Genomic DNA, 26,777 nt, shown 5'->3' on the forward strand with positions numbered 1-26,777 from the left:
TGCAAATGGTCACCTAGATTGTCCACTTTTTTGTGATGTGCCCCAATGGCGTGGAGCCGGCATAGGGGGTGAGATCGAGCGGATTCATCCATGCATCGGAGAAATGGATGTTGAGGTGAAGGGCAAACGAGAGAAGGATGTCTTGCTCGGGCACAGTGTCGACTTGCATGAGTGATGCGCCTGCTACCGGCGATCTGAAGAGGGAGCGATTCCGTGGGTCGCCCCACTGCAGGTGCCCCTTCCCAACGACCCACACGCTGTCCGGCCAATCGATGGGATTGTGAGTACGACACCAGTCCACGAGATGATTGCCGATAGTTTCCAGCTTAAGACTGTCGAACGCGACGATCATGCCTGATGTCGGAAAATGATCGTGCGTCTTACCGTACGCTTTAGTCGAGCGCGGAATCGTTCCGGGGATCGGTCGGTATGAAGTCTTTGGAATCCTCCGCATACGACTGATCTTGTTGCAGGCGTCCGTGAGCTGTGCCCCATCCAGCTTCGTCTTCACCTCGACTACGCCGTACACGCACTCGTTGGGAATAATCCTAAATCCGTTGAGGCTAGTGAACGGCGGCGTCCCACGGTCTATGAGGACAATGTCACATTGCGGTGATACATCACCATTTACAGCGATAAGTTCCGCATTGTGCACCGCCTCCACGTGTGGCGGCAGATATCCGGACAGAAATTCTTGAATGAGCACCTCGCGCGACGTTCCGGCTTCGCCGTTATGATTAAAGTTCTGCGATTGCTCGAAGTCGGCCCGCATCCTCTTTGCCACTGAGCTGAGGATCTTGCCTAGTTTCTCTGTGGTCATGAAGAGATCTTAGTGGCGCGCGCCGGCGGAGAGAGTTACAGACGGCTTCACCCTAAGCGATGTTCCGTAAGTAATCTTGCTGTGCGATGATCTTGGCCGTGGTTGGTGTGATCACGGCGTCGGAGCCCTCCTGGATAGGCCCGTTCACTGGGCTGAGCCCCCGTGCCTTCGGCAAGTTGGTGACCATGCTGCGGCGCGAAGGGGCCCATGCGCCGAAGCGGGGGCGGCCATAGGGGCTGCCGCTGGAGGACTGGGTGCTGCTGGTGGCGACGTACCGGCACACCAACCTGACCATGCCGCAACTTGCCCCGTTGTTCGGGGTGTCGAAATCGGCAGCGGACCAGATCATCAATCACCTCGGCCCGCTGCTGGCGCTGCAGCCGCGCAAGCGGTTCCGCAAGGACAGCGTGCTCATCGTAGACGGAACCTTGGTTCCCACGCGGGATCACAGCATTGCCGAGCCGTCGAATTACTAGGTAGTGAGGCGTGAACCCTACTGAAACCGTTTCCCTACCTCCAACGTCCTGGCCAGATCAGTTACTTCAACGGTTTCGTCGCCTTCACGAACGAAGACGCGCCCATCAAGGAGGGATACCTCCTGCTGCTCGGGCACTCGAATTATGATCACGCCCAGACCGTAGTAATCGGCGTAAGCAATGCTTGACAGAACCGAATTTCGCAATGCTGGACTCAAACCAGATGACCGAATGTCGGCCTTCCACCGTCCGAAGTATCGCTCACTGGACTCTCCTAGGATTTCGGCCTCGCGACGCACACCAACAACGAAATGCTGTCCGTTCCCCACTCGACGGGGTTCGACTTGATCGAGCGCCTGAATTCTCATCGCATCTTGCTCCTTGTCGGCGACCCCGATAAGGATGGTGCCAGCTCTGTCTTTGCCATTATTGGCAATTGCGCAAATGGTTTTGAGAATCTTGTCAACTACCGTCGCATCGACCCTGCGGCTACTGTCGAGGCGGAGAAACCCCTGTTTAAGCTCGTAATGTGGAGCTTCCACCCCTGAGCGCCTAATGATATTGTCGACATCTAGACTAGTATGGTCGCCATAGATGTCCTTATGGGTCGCATCAATCAAGTGAGGACGAATAAGGCCCTTGATCGTGTCAACGTTCTTTCGGCGCTCGCTGCGAGCTGTTGAGGCCTTTCCCGTCTGGATCCTACGGTCGAGGCCCGTGAGTGCCGCCTTAATCCCTGCGTAGTCGGCAACCTTCTTCTTTTCGCCGAACAGCAATTCATGGAAGGATACACAGAGTAGGGCGAATACGGCCGGAAAGGGGCTGGTATTACTCCTGGAAAAGAGAATCGATCGGAGCTTTCGGACCTCTTGAGTCTCACATATTGCTTCGATCTGCTCGAGACAGTACTTGAATTCCGCCTTGAACCGCTCCACTCCGTAACCGTCCAGACACCTGGCCATTCGGTTGTTTTCTTGGGTTCCAGACTGATAAACTTCATCCAAGGTAACTTTAGATCTTTCGAGTATGGATCCACCAATAATTGAAGCGGCGATGTCGGCAATACACTGCTCATCCATGGAGTCTCGCAGATCAGTCGACCGCAAGATCCCCTGGGCTACCCAGAAAACTTCCTCCGCCTGGACATCGTACCCATGCTTGGTCATGGGAAGGTCGATGCTAATCGATGGCATTTTAGAGAGGTTGAGAACATCACTCGACGCATCCCCTCGAACATCACATGCGAGTTCACGTACGAGAGATGAAAAATCGTCGCGAACGCCAGCCTGTCGCCGCTCTTGATCGCTCAGCCGATGCCCGTAAGTATTGATGCGCGAGAATACATCGTCAATCTCCTCGTTGGTGGCACCACGCATGATTGAAACCGCGAGCGAATAGTCGAGGATCGTGCCGACTTCGCGGGCGGAAAGTTTACTCCCGGGCGTTACGGCGAATGCACTCTCTTCCACCGAGCGAGTCTTTGCGGTCACGAATTGATCGACGTCAAAGAGCTTTCCGTCAGTTGTTGGAAAGGCCGTCTCGATGAATGAAACCAGGGTGTGGAGTCGCTGCAGGCCATCAATTACTTCATAGTCCCCGGCCTCCCGCTCAGCCAAAAGAATAGCGGGGATGGGGTACCGCTTAAGGACCGACTCGATGAGTTTCTGCTTCTCCTCCAAGGTCCACACCAGCTTCCGCTGGTAACGCCTATTAACCCAGAGCTTATTCTCGCTGTACCAGGCGTAGATGGATTGGATCGACTTTGGCTGTGAGTCGAGTTCTGCCATAGAGGGAGTGTGTCACGACACGGCAACGCGAGGAAGCAGTATCGTCGAACTCGTCGGCCTTCAGCACTGCAACCGCCGAAGCACGACCGCTCGCTGGTATCCAGTCAACCCGTGGAGAAGGTTGTTACTCAGTGAGAGCTGGGGGCAAGCTCAGCATTGTCCTGGAGTCGGCAGGCTGCTCCACTTACAGCGCCATGGGCTCGTGTCTCCCTGTCCTCTCCTGCCCCCAAGGTCAACTTGGTTGGCGCGATGTGATCACCGATGCCTCTGCCCAGACTCGTTCGAAGGACTCCAGATATGCGGTCGCAATGGTGGCCTCATCGGTCTGCCTCAGGTGCAGGACGGGTGAGTGCGTTGCAGCCTGGCCGTAGACGTGCGCGTTGCAGAGCAGTTCGTTGTCAACACGGAGGATCGAGTTGTAGAGGGTCGTGCCGTGGGTGCGGATCTCGATGCTTGTCTCCCAGACAACGGGACGCAGCAACACGAGCGCGTTCCGGATGCGGGCGGCCATGGATTCGCCGATGCCCTCCTCCCCACCCCGGGTGGTGACGTACTGGCTCGTCGGGTCGCCCAGCAATAGACGGACGTTGACTCCTTCGGCGGCTTTCGCTGCCCAGGTCTGGACGACCGCTGCGTCCTCGATGAGGAAGAGGCCGCTGTAGACCAGGACGCCAATCTCGTTCTTCGCACGGGCGAAGAAGGAGCGCCAGACGTCCTGGGGGACCTGCCAGCGGTGGGGATAGATCGCCAGGATTTCTGGGCCGAGCTGCGCTTGTCTGGGTCGACGGCCTACGTCGGGCCACAGATCAGACTCTGGCGTGCCTACCAGCGCGCTGAGGCGCTCTCGGTGACGGCGGTGCGGTACTCGGCCATCGATCCAACGGTCGACCGTCTTCGGGTCGACCTCCAGGCACGCCGCCACGTCGACGCGGCTCAGTCCGGCCTGCGCTAACGCCTGTCTCAGGGCGTGGTTCATCGGCGGCTCCCGGCTTCGCAGGGACGTCTTCAATGTACCGAAGACGTCCCAAGACGTCCCAAGAACGTGGTACTTGGCTGAGCGAGCCGTCGCGAGACTCCTGCACATGCAAAGCCTGTTCGGCGTCAGCCGCTACGTGTGGGGAATCTCCCGTGAGCATTCAGAACAGTAGGCCGCCGGCCACAGAAGTCCTGCACCCCGTCGAGCTGCTCGGCTCGCTGGTGCTGAGGAATGATCCCGCGTCCGTCCCTCTTGCCCGCCGGTTCGCTGACGTGGCGCTGATGGCCGGAGGTTACGACGACTGTGCGGACGTCTTCGAAGTCGTCGTCTCCGAACTGGTCACCAACGCGGTTGTCCACAACCAGGGGATAAGCGCTTCGCCGATTCACCTGCGCATGGTGAGGCGTGGCACGACAGTTCGACTCGAGGTTCACGACGAAGGCGAGTGCAAGCCCGTGGTACGGCGAGTGCGCTCGGGGGATGAGTCGGGGCGCGGGCTGCACATCGTTGAAGCTCTCACCACTCGGTGGGGGACCTACCGAACGAACACCGACAAGTGCGTCTGGTGCGAACTGGACATCTCCGCTGTGCCGGAGGTTTGGTCATGAGGCAGACCGGCTCTCCCGTCGTACGCAGCGGGTACTGGTGTGAGTGCGCGGTGAGGGCGCCGATGACGGACGCCGAGCTCAAGGGCGTTGCCTCGATCGACGCCTACACGCCGGAGCAAGCGGTCCGGTGGGTCCGTGTTGCACTTCGCACTCTCGTCTCTGCGCTCTCGCCAGACGAGTCGCAAGCAGCGCACGCCTGGCTCGACACTGGCAGGGAAAAGGCAATCCGCGCTCTCCGGAGCGGACGGCTCTTTGAGCTGGCCGTCACTCACGGGGCGACGCGGGTTCTCTGGACGATTCGACCCGTCGGGTTTCTGCGACTGGCACATAGGGAGCAAGGGGCGCTTCCGTCTTGTGTCGACTGGTTCCCGGGGATGCGGATGCCCGGGCGCAAGTACGGCGTGATGGTGCCGATGCGGAGGGACGATTCGACATGATGGCGTCGCTGCACCAGCGCGCATGGTCCGGAACCGGTGAGAGGACAGAGTGAGCCGACGATCGACAGCCTGGGGCGCGTACACGCAGATCGCCGGCGCGCTACGTGAGCGGATCCGCTCCGGGGCACTGGCCGCGGGCGAGCTGCTTCCCTCTGAGCTCGCCCTCTCCGCCGAGTACGGAGTCGCCCGTAACACGCTGCGGCGTGCGCTTGCCCAGCTCGAAGAGGAGGGGCTGATCGAGTCGCTTCCCGGCCGCGGACGGGTCGTTCGATCGGCTGCCGAGCGGGGCACGGCACGGGCCGACCCGAGGCCGCCCCAGTACCGGCAGATCGCGGCCGACATCCGGGCGGCGATCGAGAGCGGCGAGCTGGCGGAGGGGGCCTCTCTGCCGAGCGAGGCGGCGTTGACGGCGCGCTACGAGGTATCGCGCGGCACGGCGAGGCAAGCATTGGCCGATTTGTGTGGAGCTGGACTTGTCGAATCTGTGCAAGGCAAGGGATGGTTCGTCCGCAGACGTTAGCCTCGCTGTATGGACGTCTCGTGGGCTCGCGATCTCGCACGGCGGTTGCTTGAGGAACCGCTCCCCCGCCGCTGGGCGCATTCCCAGGGTGTTGCCGCCCGCGCGGAGAGCTTGACCCCGATCCTGGGTGAGGACGCCGAACTCGTGGAGGCCGCCGCGTGGCTGCACGATATCGGCTACTCCCCGGCGATTGCCAAGACCGGGTTTCATCCATTGGACGGTGCTCGGTACCTGCGAGACATCGAGCGGGCCGACGTGCGGCTGTGCAATCTCGTCGCGCACCATTCGTGCGCGCTGATCGAGGCAGAGGAACGCTCCTTGGATAGGGAGCTCTCCGCAGAGTTCAGTTTCGAGGACGAGCATCTTGTCGAAGCACTGATCTACTGCGACATGACGACGACTCCTCACGGTGACGAGACGAGCACGGAGGAACGTCTCCGCGAGATCCTCTCTCGCTACGGGCCCGGGCATGTCGTGACCCGCTCCATCGAGCGGGCCGCGCCGATACTGACCTCCGCATCGAGGGCAGTCACGGAACGGTTGGCAGCCAAGGAGGGGTGAGCGTCAGCCGAGATGGGGTTCGGCTCGCTTGGAGAGGAAGTCGTTGAGGCGAATGCGCATGGACCTGTCCATTTGCAGGTCGACGGCTCTCTCTGGGCTCACCCATTCGACTTCGCGCGATTCGTCGCTCGGGGTCGGGATGCCGGACACTGCCCGCGCTGTGAACACGACGGAGAACTCCTGGCGGCACTCGCCGTTGCTGGTGTAGAGAATGACGTGCCGCGGGTCGGTATAGATGCCGACAAGGCCCGTGATCTCGCACCTGATCCCGGTCTCCTCTTCCACCTCGCGTACGGCCGTGTAGGGCAGTGATTCGCCCAGATCCATGGCTCCGCCTGGCACGGCCCAATTCCCGTTGTCGCTACGACGAATCATCAGGATCTCGTCGCGCTCGTTCAGCACGACCACGTTGGCCGACGGGACCAGGCTGTTGGCCTTCGGCGCGTTGGGGTCGTCGTAGTAGTCGATCCTCGATGCCATGCGTGTCCTTACGTAAGCGGTTTGGCCTGAGTCCAGACCCTCTCGAAGCTCTCAAGGTAGGTGTTGACCATTTCTCCGCCCGGAATGTGCTTGAGGTGAAGAATAGGAGCATGTGAGGCAGCGAAGCCGTAGACGTGGGTGTTGACCAAAACCTGGTCATCAGCCCGATAGATGGAGTTGTACAGAACGGTGTCGTGCAGGCGCAGTTCGATCCCGTCAACCCTGCCGATGGCCCGGTCGTAGAGCACCATCACGTTGCGGATCTTCGCCGCCATCGCGTCGTGAATGCCCTCGTCCACGCCCCGGTTGGCGACATGCTCGCTGTCCGGGTCGCCAAGCAGGATGCGCACGCGTATGCCAGAACGAGCCTTCTCGGCGAAGGTGCGCAGGACGCCCGTGTCCTCCGCCAGGAAGAGGCCGCTGTAGACCAGCACCCCGATCTCGTGTTCCGCGGTCGCGAAGAGACGTCCCCAGGCGTCCCGCGGCACCGCCCAGCGGTGTGGATAGACGTTGACGATCTCGCTCTCGGATGCGCTCGCGACCTGCTGGCGAGGCAAGGCGTCAGGCCACAGGTAGCCCTCGTCCACGCCCAGGAAGGTGGCAACGGCGAAGCGATGCCGACGGTAGGGCATCCGTCCGCCAATCCAGCGTTCGACCGACTTCGGGTCGACGTCGACAGCGCTGGCCAACGCGGCTGGCGTCACGCCGCGTTCCAGCAGTACCGCCCGCAATCTCTCGTTCGGCATGTACTCCCATCCGGGACGCCCAGGGACGTCCATGCCCCTGGAGACGTCTTGCACACGTCCAGTCATGTGGTGATCTCGTCCCATCCTCTCACCGGATGCTCATTGTCGTGCGGATTCGTCCGCACACATCCACCGTCAACTGCGGTCCGAGAGAAGCCATCTTGACAGCCACGAGCGGTGTGACGACGCTGAGAACTTGAACATGCTGTACATGTTCAATAGAGCGGCATCCCACGCATCGGCTTCCGTCTCGGTCCCGCACCGGAGAGGAGGTCTGATGCCACGCAAAGAGAGGAACTGTCAGCAGTCAGAGTCCGAGGCACCCCGCATCTGCCCGTGCGGCGCGCAGATCGAGGGACGCGGCGACCTGTGCCGCAAGTGCCGAGGCCGAGTCCGCTGGTTGCGACGCACCAACGGGAGGCGCCGCGACCAGTGGCGCGAGTTCATCCAGTCCAACTCCTACTTCACCGAGGCGGTGAGCGCATCGTGACTGTGCAGACCACTCAGCTGCTCCCCGCCAAGGACAAGGGCCGTCGACCGTGGGCCAAGTCGCCGACGGCCGTGGAGATAAGCGCCGTCTCTGTCCGGCCCGCCGCCCACTTCACGCGGATGTGGTCGGCGACCGCCGAGGCCGTTCCCTTCGCCTTCCGTCTCTCCGTCCTGCCCGTTCGTGCGCTCGCGCTCTTCGTGCTGTGGGCCACGTCGTCTCCGCAGCGGTTCACCTTCGCCGTGGCGCTGACCAGCGTCGTCGCCCTCGTAGTGCTCGCGTAGGCGAGTCGGAAAGGAGCTCCGGTGATTCTCTCCCTGTCGGCGATCGTGCTGCTCGGGGGCGCGATATTCGCCCTCTGGCGGTACGGACGCCTCGCCACCTCGCATGCCGTCGTATGCACGCTCTTCGGCTTCTTCCTGGCGTCCAGCGCGGTCGCGCCGTACATCAGCGCGACCGTCCGGGCCGGCGCCCGGCTCCTGTCAGGTATCCACCCGTGAACAACCAACTGTGAAAGGAGGAATGCCCTTGAATCGAACCACTCGCAGAAGTACGCGGCGGCTTCGCAAGCAGTTGACGAGCCGCGACGCGCCGCCCTTCATGCTCGTCGTCAACGATCGGCACTCTGGTGAGTTGCTCGAAGCCGTCGGGCGCTTGCTCTTCCGCTACCGGTCAGAGCTGGCGCCGATTGCGCTCGGACTCTGGACGGGGCTCGCAGGAATCATCCTGCACGCCACCCATCCCGGTGCCTGGCCGTGGATCCTTCTCGGCTCGCTCGTCGCGTCCGGCGCCGTGTTGAAGGGCTGGCTACTTCGCCGGCTGGACCGCGTCGAGGAACGGGTCTACGCCGCCGCGACGACCAGCGCGGCGGGAGGCTGGCTCGCCAGCGCCACGGCGCTGGGCGTGAGCCGCCTCCCGCTGCCGTGGCTGCTCCTCACCGGCACCGCGGCAGCCGGGGTGCCATGGTGGACGCACCGACGCCGACGAGCGCGCGTCACGGTCGATCGCACGATCCGGGCATGGCCCGAAGTCGCGGAGTCAATCGGTCTCATGGGATCGCAGATCGTCTCAGCGACCGTAGACGCGTGGGGCTGGCGAGCCAGGGTCAGCCTGCGGCGTGGCCAAACCGTGGCGGATGCGGTCAGCCGCGTACCGGCCATCGAATCCGGGCTCGGCACGCGCAGGGGCGCGGTCCGGGTCACGCCCGACGAGACCCGAGCCGACCGTTTCGCCTTGCGCGTGCTCGCCCGCGACCCGCACGCGGAACCCGTCGTGTGGACCGGCCCATCTGCAGTCTCCATCTGCGACCCCATCGAGCTGGGCGTCTATGAGGACGCCTCGCCCGTCCGCGTCTCGTTCCTCCGTCGTCACGCGCTGATCGGCGGCATCGCCGGTTCCGGCAAGAGCGGAGTTCTCAATGTCATCCTCGCGAATCTCGCGGCATGCCCGGACGTCGTCCTGTGGGGCATCGACCTTAAGGGCGGCATGGAGCTACGGCCGTGGGCCGCCTGCCTCGACCGCCTGGCGACAACGGCCCAGGAGGCTGCCGATCTACTGCGCGACGGCGTAGGGGTGTTGGACGGCCGCGCAGGGGCGCTGAGCCACAGAGGACTTCGAGTCTGGGAACCGAGCACGCTGGAACCGGCGCTTGTGATCGTCGTGGACGAGTACGCGGAGCTGGCGGAGGAGGCTCAAGATGCCCTCGGTTACGCCGACTCGATCGCGCGACGCGGGCGCGCCGTGGCCGTGACGCTGCTTGCCGCGACTCAGCGGCCAACGCAGCAAGCCATGGGCAAGAAGGCCGTGCGGTCGCAGATGGACGTACGCCTGTGCCTGCGCGTTCGGGAGCGGCGAGACGTCGACCTCGTCCTCGGACAGGGCATGCTCGCCGCGGGCTGGGCCGCCCATGCCTTGGACGCTCCGGGGAAGTTCCTCCTCTCCGCGCCCGAGGCGAACACGCCACAGCACGCCCGCGCCTACCTCATCACCGACGCCGAGGTCAGCGCGACCGCCGGCCGGTACGGGCCGACGCGTACCCCACTCGACGCCCTCTCGCAGTCGGCTACTCAGCCGCCCGAGGACCCAGGCGAGGACGCCGACGTTATCGACGCCGAACTCGTAGAGGCGGCCGATGAAGTGACCGCCGAGGCGGGGCCGGAGACGGCGTTGCTCCAGGCGCTCAACGACGCACCGCTCGACGGTCGTTCCGTCGCCGACCTGATGCGGGTCACCGGTATGGGCCGTACCTGGGTCTACGGCCGGTTGCAGGAGTACGCGGCGGCCGGACGCGTCGTCCAGGTCTCCCGGGGCCGTTGGCGCTCGCGGCGGGAGCGCGGAACGGAGGCGACCATGACCGGCTGATCGTCCGCGTCCGCGCGAACGTCCGCGCCCCCTCGCGCGCCTGCGCGTATGGGCCGCGGACGGCACGGCGGACGTTCACGCGGACGACGTCCTAACCAGCCAATCCACGAAAGGAGGTGATCACCACGACGATCACGAACTCGACCGAACGCCTCGTCTACACCGTCGCGGAAGCCGCGCACGCCCTACGGATCGGCAGGAGCAAGCTCTATGAACTTCTCGCCTCGGGTGAGATCGAATCCATCCACATCGGCCGGAGCCGCAAGATCCCCGCCCGCGCGCTCCTCGACTACGTCAACCGACTGCGCGAACAGGAACAGGAGGAATCCACATGAGCAAACGACAACCCAACGGACACACCAAGATCTATCTGGGCGCCGATGGTTGGTACCACGGGTACATCACCATCGGTCTGAAGGACGACGGCTCGCCGGACCGGCGCCACCGCATGGGCAAGACGGCGACAGAAGTTCGCAACAAGATCCGCGAGTTGGAGCAGAAGCGCGACGCGGGTCACGTGCCTGGAAAGGGTCGCGTGCCCACCGTCGAGGAGTGGGTGAACACCTACCTCGACACGATCGCCGCCCGCACGCTCGCACCCCGATCGCTGGACGACTACCGGTCCAAGGCGAAGAACTGGATCATTCCGGGCCTCGGGCAACACAAGATCGACCGACTCCAGCCCGAGCACCTTGATCGGCTCTACGCCAAGATGCTGGACGCCGGGAAGGCGCCAAGCCACGTGCTCAAGGTCCACCGCGTGCTCTCCCGCATGCTCACCATCGCAGTCCGACGCGGCATCGTCTCCCGGAACGTCGCCAAGCTCGTCGACCCACCCACTGTCCGCGAGACGGAGATCATTCCGTTCAGCCAGGAGGAGACGCGCGAGATCCTCACCGCCGCCCGGGAGCGGCCCAGCTTCGTCCGATGGGCGGTGGGGCTCGCACTCGGGCTCCGGCAAGGCGAGGCGCTCGGGCTGCGCTGGCAGTACGTCGACCTCAACACCGGTCGCGTACGCGTGTGGTGGCAGCTGCAGCGGAACACCTGGCAGCACGGGTGCGACGATCCCCACGCGTGCGGCGCGAAGCGGCACAAGATCAAGCCGTGCCCGAAGGAGTGCAAGCAGCACAAGCGCGCCTGTCCGCCGCCGTGCCCGAAGGATTGCGCACGGCACGCGAGCATCTGTCCGAAGCGCAAGGGCGGCGGGCTCGTCTTCCGCGAGCCCAAGGGCAAGAGCAGGCGCACGGTCATGCTCCCGCCCGAACTGCTCCCCATCCTGCGGGCGCACCGAGCCGAGCAGGAACGCCGGCAGGCACACACGTGCTCCGCACGGCAAGAACACGACCTCGTGTTCTGCCAGCCGGACGGGCGGCTCATCGACCCACGGGACGATTGGGAGGATTGGAAGGAACTGCTGCGCGCGGCCGGAGTCCGAGACGCCCGCGTGCACGACGGACGTCACACGTCGGCCACGCTGCTGCTGGAGTACGGCGTAGACGTGCGGATCGTGATGGAGATCCTGGGGCACTCCGACCTACGCGTCACGACGCGGTACACGCACGTCGCGACGCCGCTGGCGCAGGAAGCCGCACGCCGCATGGGCGAGGCCCTGTGGGGTGGACAGCAGCAGCAGCCCGAGCCGCCCGACCCATACGGCCATGAGTGGGCACCCGCCATCGACGGCAGTGAACACCGGTACTGCACGCTGTGCGGCTACGCCGACTGGCAGCCGCAGGCCAAGCAGCCGTGTGCAGACGCCCCCGGCTGCGGCTCGGTCGTGGCCCTCCCGAGCCCGCCAAGCAGCTCCGGCCCAGCTGGCGCTACTGCAACTGGCTATGCAACTAAGAAAGCCCAGGCCAGCGACGGAAATGTCGTTGACCTGGGCCGATACCGGAGCCGCCTGAGGGAATCGAACCCTCGACCTACGCATTACGAGTGCGTCGCTCTGGCCGACTGAGCTAAGGCGGCATGCTGCCTACCAACCCTCGCGCGGGGCGCGGGCGGGATCGGCAACGGCGACAAGTCTACACAGTGCGGCGGGGTGCTCCGTACGGACTTCTGCGGCGCTACTGGCTACAGCGCTCTCCCTTCGGCGGGACCTTGTCCTGGAGGAGGTAGGCGTTGACTGCCGTGTCGATGCAGTCGTTGCCCATCGCGTAGATGGTGTGGCCGTCGCCGACGTACGTGAGCAGGCGGGCCGACTGCAGCTGGGAGGCGAGCGACTGGGCCCACGCATACGGCGTGGCCGGGTCGCGGGTGGTGCCGATCACGACGATCGGGGCGGCGCCCTTGGCCTCGATGCGTTCGGGGCGGCCCGTCGCCGGGACCGGCCAGGAGGAGCAGCTCAGGCTCATCCACGCGAAGTCGACGCCGAAGTGCGGTGACGCCTTGCGGAAGGCTGGAAGCGCGGCCTCGATGTCGGCCGGGGACTTGGCGGCTGGCGGAAGGTCGAGGCAGTTCACGGCGGCGTTGGCGTACATCAGATTGGAGTACTGGCCGCTGGTGTCGCGCTCGTAGTACGCGTCGGAGAGTGCGAGCAGGCCGGAGCCGTCGCCGTTGTTCGCCTGGGCGAGGGCGTTGCGCAGTGTGGGCCACTGCTGCTTGGCGTACATCGCCTCCAGCAGGGCCGTCGTGCCGAGCGCCTCGACGAGAGGACGGCTCTGGCCGGTGGGCAATGGGTGCGCATCAAGACGGTTCAGGAAGCCGCTGATGTACGAGTTCGCCGCGCCGAGGCTCTGGCCCATCGGGCAGTCGGGCTGCTGGACGCAGTCCTTGGCAAAGGACTCGAAGGCGGTCTCGAAGCCCGCGGCCTGGCTCCTGCTCTCGTCGAGCGAGTTCAGCGAGGGGTCGAGCGCGCCGTCGAGGACGAGGTGGCCGGCACGGGACGGGAAGAGGCCGGCGTACGTCGCGCCTAGGAGCGTGCCGTAGGACTTGCCGACGTAGTTGAGCTTGGCGTCGCCGAGCAGCGCGCGGAGGACGTCCATGTCGCGCGCCGACTCGATGGTGCTCACGTGGCCGAGCAGCTTGCCGGAGTGCTGCTCGCAGCCGTGCGCGAACTGCTTGTCGGCCTGAGTGATCGCGTTGATCTGGGCCTGGCCCGACGGAGTGTTGTCGACCTCCGTGTACTTGTCCATCTGCGCGTTGGTCAGGCACTCGATCGGTTCGCTGCGGGCCACCCCGCGCGGGTCGACGCCGACCATGTCGTAGCGTGCGCGCACCGGCGCCGGGAAGCTCGTGGCCGCATCCACCATGTAGTCGATTGCGGAGCCACCCGGGCCGCCCGGGTTGACCAGCAGCGAGCCGATGCGCTGCCCGGGCCCGGTGGCCGGCTTACGGGCGACGACGAGCCGTAGGTCGGTCGAGGGCGACGGGTGGTTGTAGTCGAGCGGGACCCGCATCGTCGTGCACTGGAAGCCGCTGGACGTCGATGAGCCGGGTCCCGTGGCGCTGCCTGGGGTCGAGGTACTGCAGCCGCGCCAGTTGAGTTTCTGCTGGTAGTAAGGCTTGAGATCGGCCGGGATAGCGGCCGGCAACGGCTGCAGGGTGGCCGAGGAGGCACCTTTGGCGGTCACGGATCGCGCGGAGGCACCGGGCGCATTGTATTGCGTGTCGTGTTGCGAGCCGCCGGTCGAGCACCCGGAGAGAAACATGCCAGCGACGGCGATCATGATGCCGGGGGTACGGAGCAGGCGCGCGGTGTCCATGGATGCCAGGTCCTCCCGTCGTGTCCCGCGAGCGTAACCGTCCTGGAGGCTCGGCGCTCGTTCGCGCAACTCTCACGGGTGAGAGCGGGTGCGACGCGTGCGACACGCCGGGCAGCGATCAGCCCGCGCGCAGCGCCATCGTCATCGCCTCGACGGCGAGAAGCGGCGCCACATTGGTCTCCAGAGCCTCGCGGCAGGCGAGTACGGCCTCTATCCGGCGCAGTGTGTTCTCCGGCCGGCAGGACGCCGCGACGGTGTCGATCGTGTCGCGCGCTTCGGCGTTGGCGACCGGGACCGGGCTGCCCAACTGCACTGCCAGCACGTCCCGGTAGAAACCGGCGAGGTCGACGAGGGCGAGGTCGAGGGTGTCGCGCTGGGTGCGGGTGGCACGGCGCTTTTGCCGGTCGGCGAGCTCCTTCATCGCCCCGGCCGTGCCGCGCGGCATCCGGCTGCCGCCGCCCGGCGCGGCGCCCAGGGCCGCCCGCAGCTCCTCGGTCTCCTTCGCGTCGCTCTCCTCGGCGACCTGTTTGGCGTCCTCGGTCGCCGAATCGACGAGGGTCTGGGCGGCCCGCAGGCAGCCGCCCACATCGCCGAGCTGCAGCGGAAGGCGGAGCACCGCGGAGCGGCGGGAGCGGGCGCGCTCATCTGTGGCGAGCCGCCGCGCCCGCCCGATGTGGCCCTGGGTCGCGCGGGCGGCGGCCGCGGCCAGCTCGGGCTCGATCCCGTCACGCCGGACGAGCACGTCGGCGACGGCGTCCACGGGAGGGGTGCGCAGGTTGAGGTGGCGGCAGCGGGAGCGGATTGTCGGCAGAACGTCCTCGAGTGAGGGGGCGCACAACAGCCACACCGTGCGGGGCGCGGGCTCCTCGACCGACTTCAGCAGGACATTTCCGGCGCCCTCGGTGAGTCGGTCGGCGTCCTCGAGCACCATCACCTGCCAGCGGCCCCCGGCCGGGGAGAGCGAGGAGCGGCGGACGAGGTCACGGGTGTCCTTCACACCGATCGACAGCTGGTCGGTGGCGACCACCTCGACGTCGGCGTGGGTGCCCACCAGCGTCGTATGGCAGCCGTCGCAGAAGCCGCAGCCGGGGGTGGCGCCCAGCGCCCGGTCGGGGCTGACGCACTGCAGCGCGGCGGCGAAGGCCCGCGCCGCGGTGGATCGCCCGGAACCGGGCGGTCCGGTGAACAGCCAGGCGTGCGTCATCCTCGACGCCGCACGAAAGGCATCAGCGGCCGCCTGCTCCGTCTCCCCCGCGTGCGATGCCTCCGTCACCAAGGCGTCTGCATCGCGCGCGGCGGCGCTGAGCTGCTCCACGACGGGCCCTTGCCCGACCAGGTCGTCCCACACGGCCATGCCCGCACCTCTCCTCCGTGCCGACTCCCATTCTCGGGCACACCACTGACACAGCCGGGTGACCGCGCCTACCGCTGCCGAGCGCCGCCTACCGCCGCGGGTGGCCGTCCTCGTCGTGCGGGCCGAGGAGTTCGTCGGCGAGGGTCGGCAGGTCGTCCATCGGCGTCTCCTCCGCCCAACTGGGGCGGGGACGCTTGCGGCCGCCGACTTGCGGGAGCTCGCGGGTGCGTTCGACCGGGGACTGCGCCTGAGGCTCCTCGGGCCGGAACAGCCACGGCGGGACGCGGTCCGCCGGATCCCCCTCACGCCCCTGCAGCCCCTGCGGCGGTACGGGGGGCAGTACCGCCGTCTCCTCGGCGTCCGGGAAGTGCGGGACCTCAAGGGTGCGGGTGGCTTCGTCGTCGGGCGTGCCGTCCGTGCGGTGCGTGCCGTGCGCGTCCGGGACGACGTGCGGGGTTTCGATCGTCCGCGTCGCGTCGTCCTCGGGCGCCGGCCCCGCCGTCGGCTCCGGTTCGATATGCGGGGTCTCGATCGTCTGCGTCGCCTCGGCGTCCCCGCCCCGTGCCGCTTCTGCCGCTTCTGCCGCTTCTGCCGCCTCCGCAGACTCCGCAGCCTCCGCCGCAAGGCGGGCCTGCTCGGCGCGGAGCAACGCCTCTTCCGCCTTGCGCTGCTTCTCCAGCCTGCGGGCCTCGGCCTCCGCGCGCAGCCGGTCCTGCTCCTCCTTCTGGCGGCGCAGCCGTTCCTGCTCCTCGGCCCGGGCGCGTTCCTCCGCCTCGCGGCGCGCACGCTCCTCCTCCGCGAGCCTGCGCGCCTCCTCCGCACGCTTGCGCGCCTCCTCGGCCTGCCGCTCTTCCTCCTCGCGGCGGCGCTGCTCCTCGGCGAGGCGCTTGCGTTCCTCCTCCTCGGCGCGCAGCCTGGCGATCTGTTCCTGGCGCTCGCGCTCCAGCCGCTCCTCCTCGGCCTTGCGGGCGGCTTCCTCCTCGGCCCGCCTGCGGGCCTCCTCCTCCGCCTTCCGCTCGGCCTCCGCCCGCGCCTCGATCTCCTGCGCGGACAGCGGCAGCAGTTCGTCGAGCCGGTGGCGCACAGTGCGGGAGACCGCCTCCGGCTCCTGGCCCGCGTCGACCACGAGGTAGCGGGACGGGTCGGCGGCGGCGAGGGCCAGGAAGCCCTTGCGCACCCGCTCGTGGAACTCCGCCGGCTCGGACTCCAATCGGTCCGGCGCCTCGGTGAAACGTTCGCGCGCCGTCTCCGGAGAGACATCGAGCAGCACCGTCAGGTGCGGTACGAGACCGCCCGTCGCCCACCGCGAGATCCGCGCGATCTCGACCGGGTCGAGATCGCGCCCCGCGCCCTGGTAGGCGACCGAGGAGTCGATGTAGCGGTCGGAGATGACGATCGCGCCCCGCTCGAGAGCGGGCCGCACCACCGAGTCGACGTGCTCGGCCCGGTCCGCCGCGTACAGCAGCGCCTCGGCGCGGTGCGAGATGCCCGTGCTGCCGACGTCGAGCAGGATCGACCGCAGCCGCTTGCCGATCGCCGTCGCGCCCGGCTCCCGCGTGACCACGACCTCGTGGCCCTTGGCCCGGATCCATTCGGCGATCGCTTCGACCTGGGTCGACTTGCCTGCTCCGTCGCCTCCCTCGATCGCGATGAAGAAGCCCGTCGCGGCCGGCGCCTGCGCCGGGTCACCGCCGCGCAGCGCCTCGCGCAGATCATGCCGCACCGGCACGCCCTGCCGGTCGTCGAGCTTGCCGAGGACCAGCGCGGCCACCGGCAGCAGCAGCGCGCCCACCAGCATCAGGGTGTAGGCGGCACCGCCGTGGTCGAAGGTGAAGTGCCCGTCCGCCAGCCGGTGCGGGCCGATGGCGCCCGCCACCAGCGGCGCGCCGACGACCGCCACGGCGACGGCGACACGCACCACGGCGTGCAGGTGCTCGGCCGTACGGGCCCGGCGCGGTTCCTCGGCCTCCTGGTCGATCAGGGCGTGGCCGGTGTTGGCTGCGACCCCGGCGGCGTACCCCGCGAGCACGACGAGCAGCAGCACGGTGGTCGTATCCGGTACGAGGCCGGCGAGGAGCAGCCCCGCGCCCTCGACGGCGATCGCGATGGCGAGCAGGCGGCGCCGCGAGAAGCCGGGCAGCACCCGCGTCGCGGTGCGGATGCCGAGCACCGGCCCTGCGGTCAGTGCCGTGACGAGCAGGCCGAACTCCACCGGCCCGGCGTCGAGGTCCGCGGCCTGCAGTACGGCGACGCCCACGGCCGCGGCGACGGCCCCCGCCAGGGCCGCGCAGGCGAGCACCAGGATGGGCAGCGCGCCGGTGCGGCCGCGCTCGGCGCCCGCCCGTCCCTTGGGCAGCCGCAGCCCTTCGAGCGGGGAGCGGGGGCGTGGCGTCGCGTCGTCCGGCAGCTCGAGGAAGTACATCAGGGCGATGGACGCGGCGAACAGGCCCGCCGCCACGTAGGAGGCGAGCGCGATCTGGTGGAGGCTGAACCACGCGGACACGACGCCCAGCAGATTGTTGAGCAGGCCGGTGAGGACCAACGCGACGGCGGCGACGGGGAGGGCGACGAAGCCGGTCCGCAGGTCGAGCCGGCGCAGCGCGTCGAGATGGTCGGGCACTGGCCGCACGGCGCCGCCGTCGGCCGGGGGCGGGGGCGGGGGCAGCAGCGCGGGTGCGGCGGTGTCCTTGGCGACGTTCCAGAACCGCTCGGCGACGCCGGTGACGAAGACCGTAACGAGCAGCCAGGTGAGCGCGCTGCCCGGCGCCCAGTCGATCCACAGCGGCGCGATGACGAAGAGCACCAGCCGGATGCCGTCCGCCCCGATCATTGTCCAGCGCCGGTCGAGCACCCCCGCGGGTGCGGTGAGGGCGGCAAGCGGGCCAAGGAGCACGGCGCCGAAGAGCAGCGTGGCGAGCAGCCGTGCGCCGAAGACCGAGGCGACGGCGAAGGCGACGCCGCGGTATCCCCCGCCGTACGAACCGGTCAAGAGCGCCGCCTCGACGGCGAGGACGACGAGCGCAAGCAGCCCGAGCCGGTCCCCGATGGAGCCGGTGAACTGGGCGGTCCACAGCTTGCGCAGGGTCGGGATACGCAGGAGCGAGGTGACGGCGCGCTCGCGGGAGTCCGCGGCGAGTGCGTCGCTGAAGTCGGGGGCCTCGCCCATTGGCTGCTCGGCTCGCGTCATCCTGCCAGCCTAACCGGAGGGGGTGTCACCATCTGCCCCGGCCGAACAAACGGCCGGGGCAGGTGTCTCAGTCGGTCTCCTGGACGCTCGCTGCGGCCTTGGCAGCGACCTTCTTGGCGGCGGTCTTGCTCGCCGTCGTCTTCTTGGCCGCCGTCTTCTTCGCCGCCGTCTTCTTGGCCGCCGTCTTCTTCGCCGCCGTGGTCTTCTTGGCGGCCGTCTTCTTCGCGGCGGCCTTCTTGGCCGGAGCCTTCTTCGCCACCTTCTTGGCGGTCTTCTTCGCCGGGCCCTTGGCACGCTTCTCGGCCAGCAGCTCGAACCCGCGCTCCGGCGTGATCGTCTCGACGTCGTCGTCCCGACGCAGCGTGGCGTTGGTCTCGCCGTCGGTGACATACGGGCCGAAGCGGCCGTCCTTGACGACCACCGGCCGCTCGCTGACCGGGTCGGTGCCCAGCTCCTTCAGCGGCGGCTTGGCTGCGGCCCGGCCGCGCTGCTTGGGCTGCGCGTAGATCGCGAGGGCCTCCTCCAGTGTGATCGTGAAGATCTGCTCCTCGGACTGGAGCGAGCGCGAGTCGGTGCCCTTCTTCAGGTACGGACCGTAGCGGCCGTTCTGCGCGGTGATCTCAGTGCCCGACTCGGGGTCGGTGCCGACGACGCGCGGCAGCGACATCAGCTTGAGGGCGTCCTCCAGCGTGACCGTGTCGAGCGACATCGACTTCAGCAGCGATGCGGTGCGCGGCTTGACGGCGTTCTTGCCCGTCTTCGGGGTGCCTTCCGGCAGCACCTCGGTGACGTAGGGGCCGTAGCGGCCGTCCTTGGCGACGATCTGGCGGCCGGTCTCGGGGTCGGTGCCGAGCTCGAACTCGCCGCTCGGCTTGGCGAGCAGCTCCTCGGCGAGCTCGACGGTGAGCTCGTCCGGCGGCAGGTCACCGGGGACGTCGGCGCGCTGGTGGCCTTCCTCGTCCTTCGCGCCCCTCTCGACGTACGGCCCGTAGCGGCCGACGCGCAGCACGATGTCGTCACCGACCGGGAAGGACGAGACCTCGCGTGCGTCGATCGCGCCCAGGTCGGTGACGAGCTCCTTCAGCCCGCCGAGGTGGTCGCCGTCGCCGTTGCCCGCGTCGGCGGCCCCGCCGGCCTGGCCCGCGCCCTCGCCCTCGCCGAAGTAGAAGCGACGCAGCCACGGCACGGCCTGGGCCTCGCCGCGCGCGATGCGGTCGAGGTCGTCCTCCATCTTCGCGGTGAAGTCGTAGTCGACGAGGCGGCCGAAGTGCTTCTCCAGCAGCCCGACGACGGCGAAGGAGAGGAAGGAGGGGACGAGCGCGGTGCCCTTCTTGAAGACGTAGCCGCGATCGAGGATGGTCCCGATGATCGTCGCGTACGTCGACGGGCGGCCGATCTCGCGCTCTTCGAGCTCCTTGACGAGGCTCGCCTCGGTGTAACGGGCCGGGGGCTTGGTGGCGTGGCCGTCTGCCTCGATGTGCTCGGCGGCGAGCGGGTCGCCCTCGGCGACGTGCGGCAGGCGGCGCTCGCGGTCGTCGAGCTCGGCGTTGGGGTCGTCGGCGCCCTCGACGTATGCCTTCATGAAGCCGTGGAAGGTGATGATCTTGCCGGAGGCCGAGAACTCGGCGTTGCGGCCGTCGCTCGCCGTGCCGCCGACCCTGACGGTGACGGACTGGCCGACCGCGTCCTTCATCTGTGAGGCGACGGTGCGCATCCAGATCAGCTCGTAGAGCTTGAACTGGTCGCCGGTCAGACCGGTCTCGGCGGGGGTGCGGAAGCGGTCGCCGGAGGGGCGGATCGCCTCGTGCGCCTCCTGCGCGTTCTTGACCTTGCCGGCGTAGACGCGCGGCTTGTCGGGCAGATAGTCGGCACCGTACAGCTGGGTGACCTGGGCCCGGGCGGCGGCGACAGCGGTCTCCGACAGCGTGGTGGAGTCCGTACGCATATAGGTGATGTAGCCGTTCTCGTACAGCTTCTGGGCGACCTGCATCGTCGCTTTGGCGCCGAAGCCCAGCTTGCGGCTGGCCTCCTGCTGCAGTGTCGTCGTGCGGAACGGCGCGTACGGGGAGCGGCGGTACGGCTTGGACTCGACGCTGCGCACGGAGAACGCGGAGTCGGCGAGCGCGGCGGCCAGCGCGCGGGCACTGTCCTCGTCCAGGTGCAGTACGTCGGTGGTTTGCTGGACGCCCGGCTTGAGCTGCCCGTTCGGGCCGAAGTCGCGGCCCTGGGCGACGCGGCGGCCGTCCACCGTGGTCAGGCGCGCCGAGAAGGTGCCGGGGTCGGAGGAGTCACCGGCGCGGCCGGTTGCGAAAGTGCCGGTCAGGTCCCAGTACTCGGCGGAGCGGAAGGCGATGCGCTCCCGCTCACGCTCGACGACGAGGCGGGTGGCCACCGACTGGACGCGGCCGGCGGAGAGCCGCGGCATGACCTTCTTCCACAGCACCGGGGAGACCTCGTAGCCGTAGAGGCGGTCGAGGATGCGGCGGGTCTCCTGGGCGTCGACGAGGCGCTGGTTCAGCTCGCGCGGGTTGCTGACCGCCTCCTGGATCGCCTGCTTGGTGATCTCGTGGAAGACCATCCGGCGCACCGGGACCTTGGGCTTGAGCACCTCTTGCAGGTGCCATGCGATGGCCTCGCCCTCGCGGTCCTCATCGGTGGCGAGCAGCAGCTCGTCGGCGTCGGCGAGCAGCTCCTTGAGTTTCTTGACCTGGCTCTTCTTATCGGCGTTGACGACGTAGACCGGCTGGAAGTCGTGGTCGACGTCGACGCCGAGGCGCCGGGCCTCGCCGGTGTACTTGGCAGGGACCTCGGCGGCGCCGTTTGGCAGGTCACGGATGTGTCCGACGCTCGCCTCGACCACGTATCCAGGGCCCAGGTAGCCCTTGATCGTCTTCGCCTTTGCCGGCGACTCGACGATGACGAGACGGCGGCCGCCCTGTGCGGTCTCGGTGGTCGGGGACAACTTCGGCTCTTCTCTCCATGTCGAAAGGGTGACGCTGCGGAGTGTGACCGTAACCCAGCCCCCCGTGTCAAACGGGAAAAGTCCGCAACGCCACTCGAACGGTAACCCGACTCCCGGGCATTCCGCCCCGCACACCCCTTGATCCGGTCGATTCGCGACAGCGCCCGACGGCCCGACCGTGCCCCTGGGACACGCGCGGGACACGCTCAGCAGACACGCGGAGGACGCCCCTGAAAGGCCCCGGGACCTCAGCTCACGGGCTGGTTCACGGGCTCCAGGAAGCCCTGCTCGACGAGGAGGCGGATGGACGCGGGCGTCCGGTCGCGCAGCACGACCGGATCCTCGCCGAGCAGCTGGGCGATCGCATCGACGATGCGGCCCGCCGGCAGTGATCCGTCACACACCCCGGCGAACCCGGCTCCGACGGTGTCCACCTTGGTGGCCCGCCTCATTCCCCGGTTCGACCGCAGCACCACATGCTCCGGGTCCTCGGCGCCCGGCAGCCCGACCTGCTCCTGGACGACCTCGTCGGCGAGGCGGAAGCGGGCGGCTAGCAGGGAGGCGTCGTCGTGCGTACGCAGGAAGTCCTGGCGCTCGAACCAGCGGCGGATCTCGGCGCCGAGCGGCTGTTCGACGGGGTGCGGCCACTCCTCGGCGATGACGACGGGACGGTCCGAGCCGCAGGCACGCAACGTGATCCAGCCGAATCCGATGGCCTTGACCTTCAGCCGTTCGAACTCTTCGAGCCAGGCCTCGTAGCGGACGGCGTACGCCGCCGGGTCACCGCGGTGATCGCCGCCGTCGCGCAGCCACAGCTCGGCGTACTGCGCCGGGTCCTGCACCTCGCGCTGGACGATCCATGCGTCGCAGCCGCGCGGTACCCAGGACGAGACGCGCTCCCGCCAGTCCTCGCCGTCGACGTGCTGCCAGTTGGCGAGCAGCTGGCAGAAACCGCCGTCGGTGAGGTGGCGGGGCGCGCGCTCGATGATCGTCCGGCACAGGTCGTCACCGGCCATGCCGCCGTCGCGGTAGACGAAACGTTCACCTGGGGAGATCACGAACGGCGGGTTGGAGACGATCAAGTCGAAGGTCTCGCCGTTCGCGCTGGTGCCGCCGGTGCCGCCGGGCCCCTCCCCGACCGGCTCGAAGAGGCTGCCCTGCCGCAGGTCGGGCTCCGGCGCCCCGGAGAGCGCGAAGGTGAGCCGGGCGATCCGCAGCGCGCGGGGATTGACGTCGGTGGCGACGACGCGGGTGGCGTGAGCGGTCGCGTGCAGCGCCTGGACGCCGCAGCCGGTGCCGAGGTCGAGGACGGAGTCGGCGGGGGTCCTGATGGTGATGCCCGCGAGCGTCGTGGAGGCGCCCCCGACGCCGAGCACCAGGCCCGCCCTCTCCTCGGCGGGGGCGGAGCCGATGCCCGCGGCGCCGCCGACGCCGCAGCCGAGGTCGGCCACGATCCACCAGTCCTGGCCGTCGGGGCCGGCGTACGGGCGCACGTCCACCGTCGCCCGGACCGCGCCGGCCTCCTCCGCTCCCTCCGCGCCGTCCGCGCCCTCCGGCTCCTTGGCCTGAAGCCATCCGTCGGCGAGGCAGTCGTCGAGCGGGAGCGCGGCCGCCGCCTGCCGCCGGGTGACCGGCTGCTGCAGCAGGAAGAGCCGCACCAGCGTCTGGAGCGGACCGTCGGCGCGGGTGGCGCGCAGCGCTGGGACGGTCTCGCCGCGGGACAGGGCCGCGTACGCGGTCGCCCCGAGCAGGTCGAGGCAGCCGTCGGCGGTGAAGTCCGCCGAGCGCAGGGCGTCGCGGAGACGGGCGATGCTGTCGGGGTGCGGGACGGGGAGGGAGTCGGTGCGCACGCTGTTCTGGCTCACGGGCTCATTCTCGCGGATCGGGTGCGGCCGGGCGCCGTCCGCGCGCCGCCCGTGCGCGAGCTTTCGCGAGGCCGGAACGGCCGCGTCCCGGCACCTCCTGGGGGTGCCGGGACGCGGGATGCGGGGACGCGGTGGCGCCGGTCAGCTCTTCGTCGACGGGGACGCCGAGGCCGCGGCGGACGGCGTCGACGGCGTGGCCGACGCCGGCTCCGAGGGGGCTTGCGTGGCAGGCGGCGGCGCCGGATTGCCCGAGCCGGCGCTCGGCGAGCCGGAGGCCTTCCGGCAGCCCGGCTGCTTGGCCATCGCCTTGCCGACATCGCCCGACTGGAGCTTGCTCAGGGCGTCGTCACCGCCCTTGCTCAAGGTGGTGAGCTGGCCGGCCACACCCTTGAGGCCGTTGGCGAACGCCACCTGGTCGCCGGTGTTGAGGCCGTCGACGGTCTTCTTCAGGCCGGCGTAAGCGGTGGAGGTGTCATTGAGCTCCTTGACCGCGTTCTGCTGCAGCGCCGCGCCGTCCTTGACCGGTGGCGCGCCGGCGTTGTTCACGGCGTTGGAGAGGGCCTTGTAGGCGTCGGAGATCTGCTGGAACGCAGCGGAGTCGGTCGACTTGACGTCATCCGGCTTGGAGCTGCCTCCGGAGACGGACGTGATGGAGTTGTTGGCGTTCTGGATCTTCTGCAACTGCGGCTGGACCTGGTCGCAGACCGACTTGGCGTAGTCGTCGATCTTGCTGCTTGAGCTGCCGCAGGCGGAGAGCGCCATCGTCAAAGTCGCCACACCGGACAGCGCAGCCGCGAGCTTCTTGTTCACCGGATTGGTTCCTTCCGTGGCTCTACGGCCCCGGAACATACACGTAACCGGGGTGCGGGCCGCGAGACGGACGATCGGTACGACCTGTATTACAGCCATTTGCACCAAGATCAGACCGCGCCTGACGCACCGTTGACGCAGCCTACGCAGCGGCGGGCGGTGCGCTCAACGCGCACCGCCCGCCGCGATATTGACGATCTGTCCGTTCTCACGTGCTACGACACCACCGCCGGATCGACCTGTCGTGTCGCGGACTCATTGTTGCCTTCATCACCCACCGCGATCCCTCGGCGCTTGGAGATGTAGACCGCGCCGACGATGACGGCGAGCGCGAGCACCGAGATCCCGATACGGAGGCCGAGGCTCGCCTTGTCACCGTACGAGTAGGTAACGATCGCCGGTGCGATCAGCAGCGAGACCAGGTTCATCACCTTCAGCAGCGGGTTGATCGCGGGGCCCGCGGTGTCCTTGAACGGGTCGCCGACGGTGTCGCCGATGACGGTCGCCGCGTGGGCCTCACTGCCCTTGCCGCCGTGGTGTCCGTCCTCGACGAGCTTCTTCGCGTTGTCCCACGCGCCGCCCGAGTTGGCGAGGAAGACCGCCATCAACGTGCCGGCGCCGATGGCTCCCGCCAGGTACGCGCCGAGAGAACCGACGCCCAGGCCGAAACCGACGGCGATCGGCGCCATGACGGCGAGCAGACCGGGGGTGGCCAGCTCACGCAGCGCGTCCTTGGTGCAGATGTCCACCACGCGCCCGTACTCCGGCTTCTCCGTGCCGTCCATGATCCCGGGGTGCTCGCGGAACTGACGGCGCACCTCGAAGACGACCGAACCGGCCGACCGCGACACCGCGTTGATCGCGAGCCCGGAGAAGAGGAAGACGACTGCCGCACCGATGAGCAGCCCAACGAGGTCGTTGGGCTGGGCGATCACCAGGTTGAGGCTCAGACCGTGCGCGGCCGGGCCCACTCCCGCCTTCGCGGTGTCGATCGCGTCGGTGAAGGAGCCGAACAGCGCCGTGGCGGCGAGCACCGCGGTGGCGATGGCGATGCCCTTGGTGATCGCCTTGGTGGTGTTGCCGACGGCGTCGAGGTTGGTGAGCACCTTGGCGCCCTCGCCCCGCACGTCGCCGGACATCTCGGCGATGCCCTGGGCGTTGTCGGTGACCGGACCGAAGGTGTCCATGGCGACGATCACGCCGACGGTGGTGAGCAGGCCAGTGCCGGCGAGCGCCACCGCGAGCAGGGCGAGCGGCAGGGAGCCGCTGCCGAGCAGGAACGCGCCGTAGACGGCGAGACCGATCAGCACGGCGGCGTACACGGCGGACTCCAGGCCCAGCGAGATGCCGGAGAGGATGACCGTCGCGGGACCGGTGAGCGAGGTCTTGCCGACATCGCGTACGGGGCGGCGGTTGGTCTCGGTGAAGTAGCCGGTGAGCTGCTGAATGAGCGCGGCGAGCACGATGCCGATCGCGACGGCGACGAGGGCGAATACCCGCGGGTCCCCGCTGTGGCTCGTGATCGATGCCGGAACGCCCTTCAGATCGGCGAACCGCGACGGCAAATAGGCATATGCCGCTGTCCCGACGAGGACAAGAGAGATCACAGCCGCGATGAAGAATCCACGGTTGATCGCGCTCATTCCGCTGCGGTCCTTGCGGCGCGGCGCGACGGCGAAGATTCCGATCATCGCAGTGATCACACCGATCGCCGGGACGAGCAGCGGAAATGCCAGTCCGGCATTGCCGAATGCGGAGGTGCCGAGGATCAATGCGGCGACGAGCGTGACCGCGTAGCTCTCGAAGAGGTCGGCCGCCATGCCGGCGCAGTCGCCCACGTTGTCCCCGACGTTGTCCGCGATCGTCGCGGCGTTGCGCGGGTCGTCCTCGGGGATGCCCTGCTCGACCTTGCCGACGAGGTCCGCGCCGACGTCTGCGGCCTTGGTGAAGATGCCGCCGCCGACACGCATGAACATCGCCAGCAGCGCGGCTCCGAAGCCGAACCCCTCGAGCACCTTGGGGGCATCGGCCTTGTAGATCAGGACGACGACGGAGGCGCCGAGCAGACCGAGGCCCACGGTGAACATGCCGACCACGCCGCCGGTGCGGAACGCGATCTTCATACCGCGGTGCGAGACCGTCGTCAGGTCCGCGGAGGGCTCTCCGGGCTCCGGGGTTGCGGCGCGGGCGGCCGCGGCGACGCGCACGTTGCTGCGCACCGCGAGCCACATGCCGATGTAGCCGGTGGACGCCGAGAAGACCGCGCCTACCAGGAAGAACGCCGAACGCCCGATGCGCTGCGTCCAGTTGTCGGCCGGCAGCAGCATGAGCAGGAAGAAGACGACCACACCGAAGATGCTGAGCGTCCTCAACTGCCGCATGAGGTAGGCGTTCGCGCCCTCCTGCACCGCCGCGGCGATCCGCTTCATGTTCTCCGTGCCCTCGTCAGCAGCGAGCACCTGGCGGACCAGGACGATCGCGACGAGCAGCGCGGCGACGGCCACCACGGTGGTGATCAGTACGAGATTGCGGTTGCCGCCGGTCAGTGTGGCCGCCGCGGCCAGCGGGTGAAGCTGGGGAAGTTGTGAAAGGTCCTGCGCTGGGGTGAGAAGCCCCGCCATTCGTCCTCCTTGACG

At 67.9% G+C, this 26,777-nt stretch carries 21 protein-coding genes, 1 tRNA gene and 2 pseudogenes; 10 read left to right on the forward strand and 14 right to left on the reverse strand.

The window, feature by feature from the left end; all coding sequences use genetic code 11:
• Positions 1 to 13: 13 nt before the first annotated feature.
• On the reverse strand, positions 14 to 820 hold the full coding sequence (locus NGB36_RS11140; protein ID WP_255920035.1) for a DUF6602 domain-containing protein: 807 nt from the start codon (positions 818 to 820) through the stop codon (positions 14 to 16).
• A 98-nt stretch (positions 821 to 918) separates the two neighbouring features.
• Between NGB36_RS11140 and NGB36_RS11145 the strand changes: the two are divergent.
• Positions 919 to 1,293, forward strand: a pseudogene (locus NGB36_RS11145) (helix-turn-helix domain-containing protein); the annotation flags it as partial.
• 20 nt (positions 1,294 to 1,313) lie between these two features.
• Here the strand turns inward: NGB36_RS11145 and NGB36_RS11150 are convergent.
• Both NGB36_RS11150 and NGB36_RS11155 read right to left on the reverse strand, forming a co-directional pair.
• On the reverse strand, positions 1,314 to 3,083 hold the full coding sequence (locus tag NGB36_RS11150) for a GmrSD restriction endonuclease domain-containing protein (protein ID WP_255920036.1): 1,770 nt from the start codon (positions 3,081 to 3,083) through the stop codon (positions 1,314 to 1,316).
• Positions 3,084 to 3,315: 232 nt separating this feature from the next.
• Complete coding sequence (locus NGB36_RS11155; RefSeq protein WP_255920037.1) at positions 3,316 to 4,059, reverse strand: XRE family transcriptional regulator; 744 nt, start codon at positions 4,057 to 4,059, stop codon at positions 3,316 to 3,318.
• 152 nt (positions 4,060 to 4,211) lie between these two features.
• On the opposite strand from NGB36_RS11155, the gene NGB36_RS11160 reads away from it, so the two are divergent.
• From NGB36_RS11160 to NGB36_RS11170, 3 genes are all read left to right on the forward strand, one after another.
• A complete protein-coding gene (locus tag NGB36_RS11160; protein WP_255920038.1) occupies positions 4,212 to 4,667 on the forward strand; it encodes an ATP-binding protein in 456 nt (151 codons plus the stop codon).
• A 486-nt stretch (positions 4,668 to 5,153) separates the two neighbouring features.
• Positions 5,154 to 5,624 carry a GntR family transcriptional regulator gene (locus NGB36_RS33410; RefSeq protein ID WP_255920039.1) on the forward strand — a complete coding sequence of 157 codons (471 nt, stop codon included), beginning with the start codon at positions 5,154 to 5,156 and terminating at the stop codon, positions 5,622 to 5,624.
• A gap of 9 nt (positions 5,625 to 5,633) precedes the next feature.
• Positions 5,634 to 6,185: an HD domain-containing protein gene (locus tag NGB36_RS11170; protein WP_255920040.1), complete on the forward strand. Its 552-nt coding sequence runs from the start codon at positions 5,634 to 5,636 to the stop codon at positions 6,183 to 6,185.
• A 3-nt stretch (positions 6,186 to 6,188) separates the two neighbouring features.
• On the opposite strand, the gene NGB36_RS11175 is transcribed toward NGB36_RS11170, so the two are convergent.
• Together NGB36_RS11175 and NGB36_RS11180 are read right to left on the reverse strand one after the other, a co-directional pair.
• Positions 6,189 to 6,665, reverse strand: a complete 477-nt coding sequence (locus NGB36_RS11175) for an NUDIX domain-containing protein (protein ID WP_255920041.1) — start codon at positions 6,663 to 6,665, stop codon at positions 6,189 to 6,191.
• A gap of 8 nt (positions 6,666 to 6,673) precedes the next feature.
• Positions 6,674 to 7,369 (reverse strand): XRE family transcriptional regulator, encoded by a 696-nt coding sequence (locus NGB36_RS11180; protein ID WP_255920042.1) that lies wholly within the window; start codon positions 7,367 to 7,369, stop codon positions 6,674 to 6,676.
• Positions 7,370 to 7,688: 319 nt separating this feature from the next.
• Between NGB36_RS11180 and NGB36_RS11185 the strand changes: the two genes are divergently transcribed.
• From NGB36_RS11185 to NGB36_RS11210, 6 genes and pseudogenes are all read left to right on the forward strand, one after another.
• Complete coding sequence (locus tag NGB36_RS11185; protein WP_255920043.1) at positions 7,689 to 7,901, forward strand: hypothetical protein; 213 nt, start codon at positions 7,689 to 7,691, stop codon at positions 7,899 to 7,901.
• The gene (locus NGB36_RS11190) at positions 7,898 to 8,182 is read left to right on the forward strand and encodes a hypothetical protein (RefSeq protein ID WP_255920044.1); all 285 of its coding nucleotides are present in this window, start codon (positions 7,898 to 7,900) and stop codon (positions 8,180 to 8,182) included. The genes NGB36_RS11185 and NGB36_RS11190 overlap by 4 nt, the downstream gene beginning before the upstream one ends.
• Positions 8,183 to 8,203: 21 nt before the next feature.
• Entirely contained in the window at positions 8,204 to 8,398 is a 195-nt protein-coding gene (locus NGB36_RS11195) for a hypothetical protein (protein WP_255920045.1), read from the forward strand.
• Between the two features lie 28 nt (positions 8,399 to 8,426).
• Positions 8,427 to 10,259, forward strand: a complete 1,833-nt coding sequence (locus NGB36_RS11200) for an FtsK/SpoIIIE domain-containing protein (RefSeq protein ID WP_255920046.1) — start codon at positions 8,427 to 8,429, stop codon at positions 10,257 to 10,259.
• A gap of 116 nt (positions 10,260 to 10,375) precedes the next feature.
• Positions 10,376 to 10,594 (forward strand): helix-turn-helix domain-containing protein, encoded by a 219-nt coding sequence (locus NGB36_RS11205; RefSeq protein ID WP_255920047.1) that lies wholly within the window; start codon positions 10,376 to 10,378, stop codon positions 10,592 to 10,594.
• A 113-nt stretch (positions 10,595 to 10,707) separates the two neighbouring features.
• A pseudogene (locus NGB36_RS11210) lies at positions 10,708 to 11,766 on the forward strand (tyrosine-type recombinase/integrase); the annotation flags it as partial.
• A gap of 27 nt (positions 11,767 to 11,793) precedes the next feature.
• Here the strand turns inward: NGB36_RS11210 and NGB36_RS11215 are convergent.
• The 9 genes from NGB36_RS11215 to NGB36_RS11255 form a co-directional block, all read right to left on the reverse strand.
• Positions 11,794 to 11,919 carry a hypothetical protein gene (locus NGB36_RS11215; RefSeq protein ID WP_255920048.1) on the reverse strand — a complete coding sequence of 42 codons (126 nt, stop codon included), beginning with the start codon at positions 11,917 to 11,919 and terminating at the stop codon, positions 11,794 to 11,796.
• A gap of 234 nt (positions 11,920 to 12,153) precedes the next feature.
• A tRNA-Thr gene (locus tag NGB36_RS11220) sits at positions 12,154 to 12,227 on the reverse strand.
• A 98-nt stretch (positions 12,228 to 12,325) separates the two neighbouring features.
• Positions 12,326 to 13,963, reverse strand: a complete 1,638-nt coding sequence (locus tag NGB36_RS11225) for an alpha/beta hydrolase (RefSeq protein WP_255920049.1) — start codon at positions 13,961 to 13,963, stop codon at positions 12,326 to 12,328.
• Between the two features lie 118 nt (positions 13,964 to 14,081).
• Positions 14,082 to 15,317 carry a DNA polymerase III subunit delta' gene (locus NGB36_RS11230; RefSeq protein ID WP_255920050.1) on the reverse strand — a complete coding sequence of 412 codons (1,236 nt, stop codon included), beginning with the start codon at positions 15,315 to 15,317 and terminating at the stop codon, positions 14,082 to 14,084.
• An 88-nt stretch (positions 15,318 to 15,405) separates the two neighbouring features.
• Positions 15,406 to 18,504 carry a dTMP kinase gene (gene tmk, locus NGB36_RS11235; RefSeq protein WP_255920051.1) on the reverse strand — a complete coding sequence of 1,033 codons (3,099 nt, stop codon included), beginning with the start codon at positions 18,502 to 18,504 and terminating at the stop codon, positions 15,406 to 15,408.
• Positions 18,505 to 18,571: 67 nt separating this feature from the next.
• Positions 18,572 to 21,466 carry a type I DNA topoisomerase gene (gene topA / locus NGB36_RS11240; protein WP_255920052.1) on the reverse strand — a complete coding sequence of 965 codons (2,895 nt, stop codon included), beginning with the start codon at positions 21,464 to 21,466 and terminating at the stop codon, positions 18,572 to 18,574.
• Between the two features lie 248 nt (positions 21,467 to 21,714).
• Complete coding sequence (locus tag NGB36_RS11245) at positions 21,715 to 23,331, reverse strand: DUF7059 domain-containing protein (protein WP_255920053.1); 1,617 nt, start codon at positions 23,329 to 23,331, stop codon at positions 21,715 to 21,717.
• Between the two features lie 141 nt (positions 23,332 to 23,472).
• On the reverse strand, positions 23,473 to 24,141 hold the full coding sequence (locus NGB36_RS11250; protein ID WP_255920054.1) for a small secreted protein: 669 nt from the start codon (positions 24,139 to 24,141) through the stop codon (positions 23,473 to 23,475).
• 215 nt (positions 24,142 to 24,356) lie between these two features.
• A complete protein-coding gene (locus tag NGB36_RS11255) occupies positions 24,357 to 26,762 on the reverse strand; it encodes a sodium-translocating pyrophosphatase (protein ID WP_255920055.1) in 2,406 nt (801 codons plus the stop codon).
• Positions 26,763 to 26,777 lie beyond the last annotated feature (15 nt).

The sequence above is a fragment of the Streptomyces humicola genome (assembly GCF_024436035.1).
In the GTDB taxonomy this organism is placed as follows: Bacteria; Actinomycetota; Actinomycetes; order Streptomycetales; family Streptomycetaceae; genus Streptantibioticus_B; species Streptantibioticus_B humicola.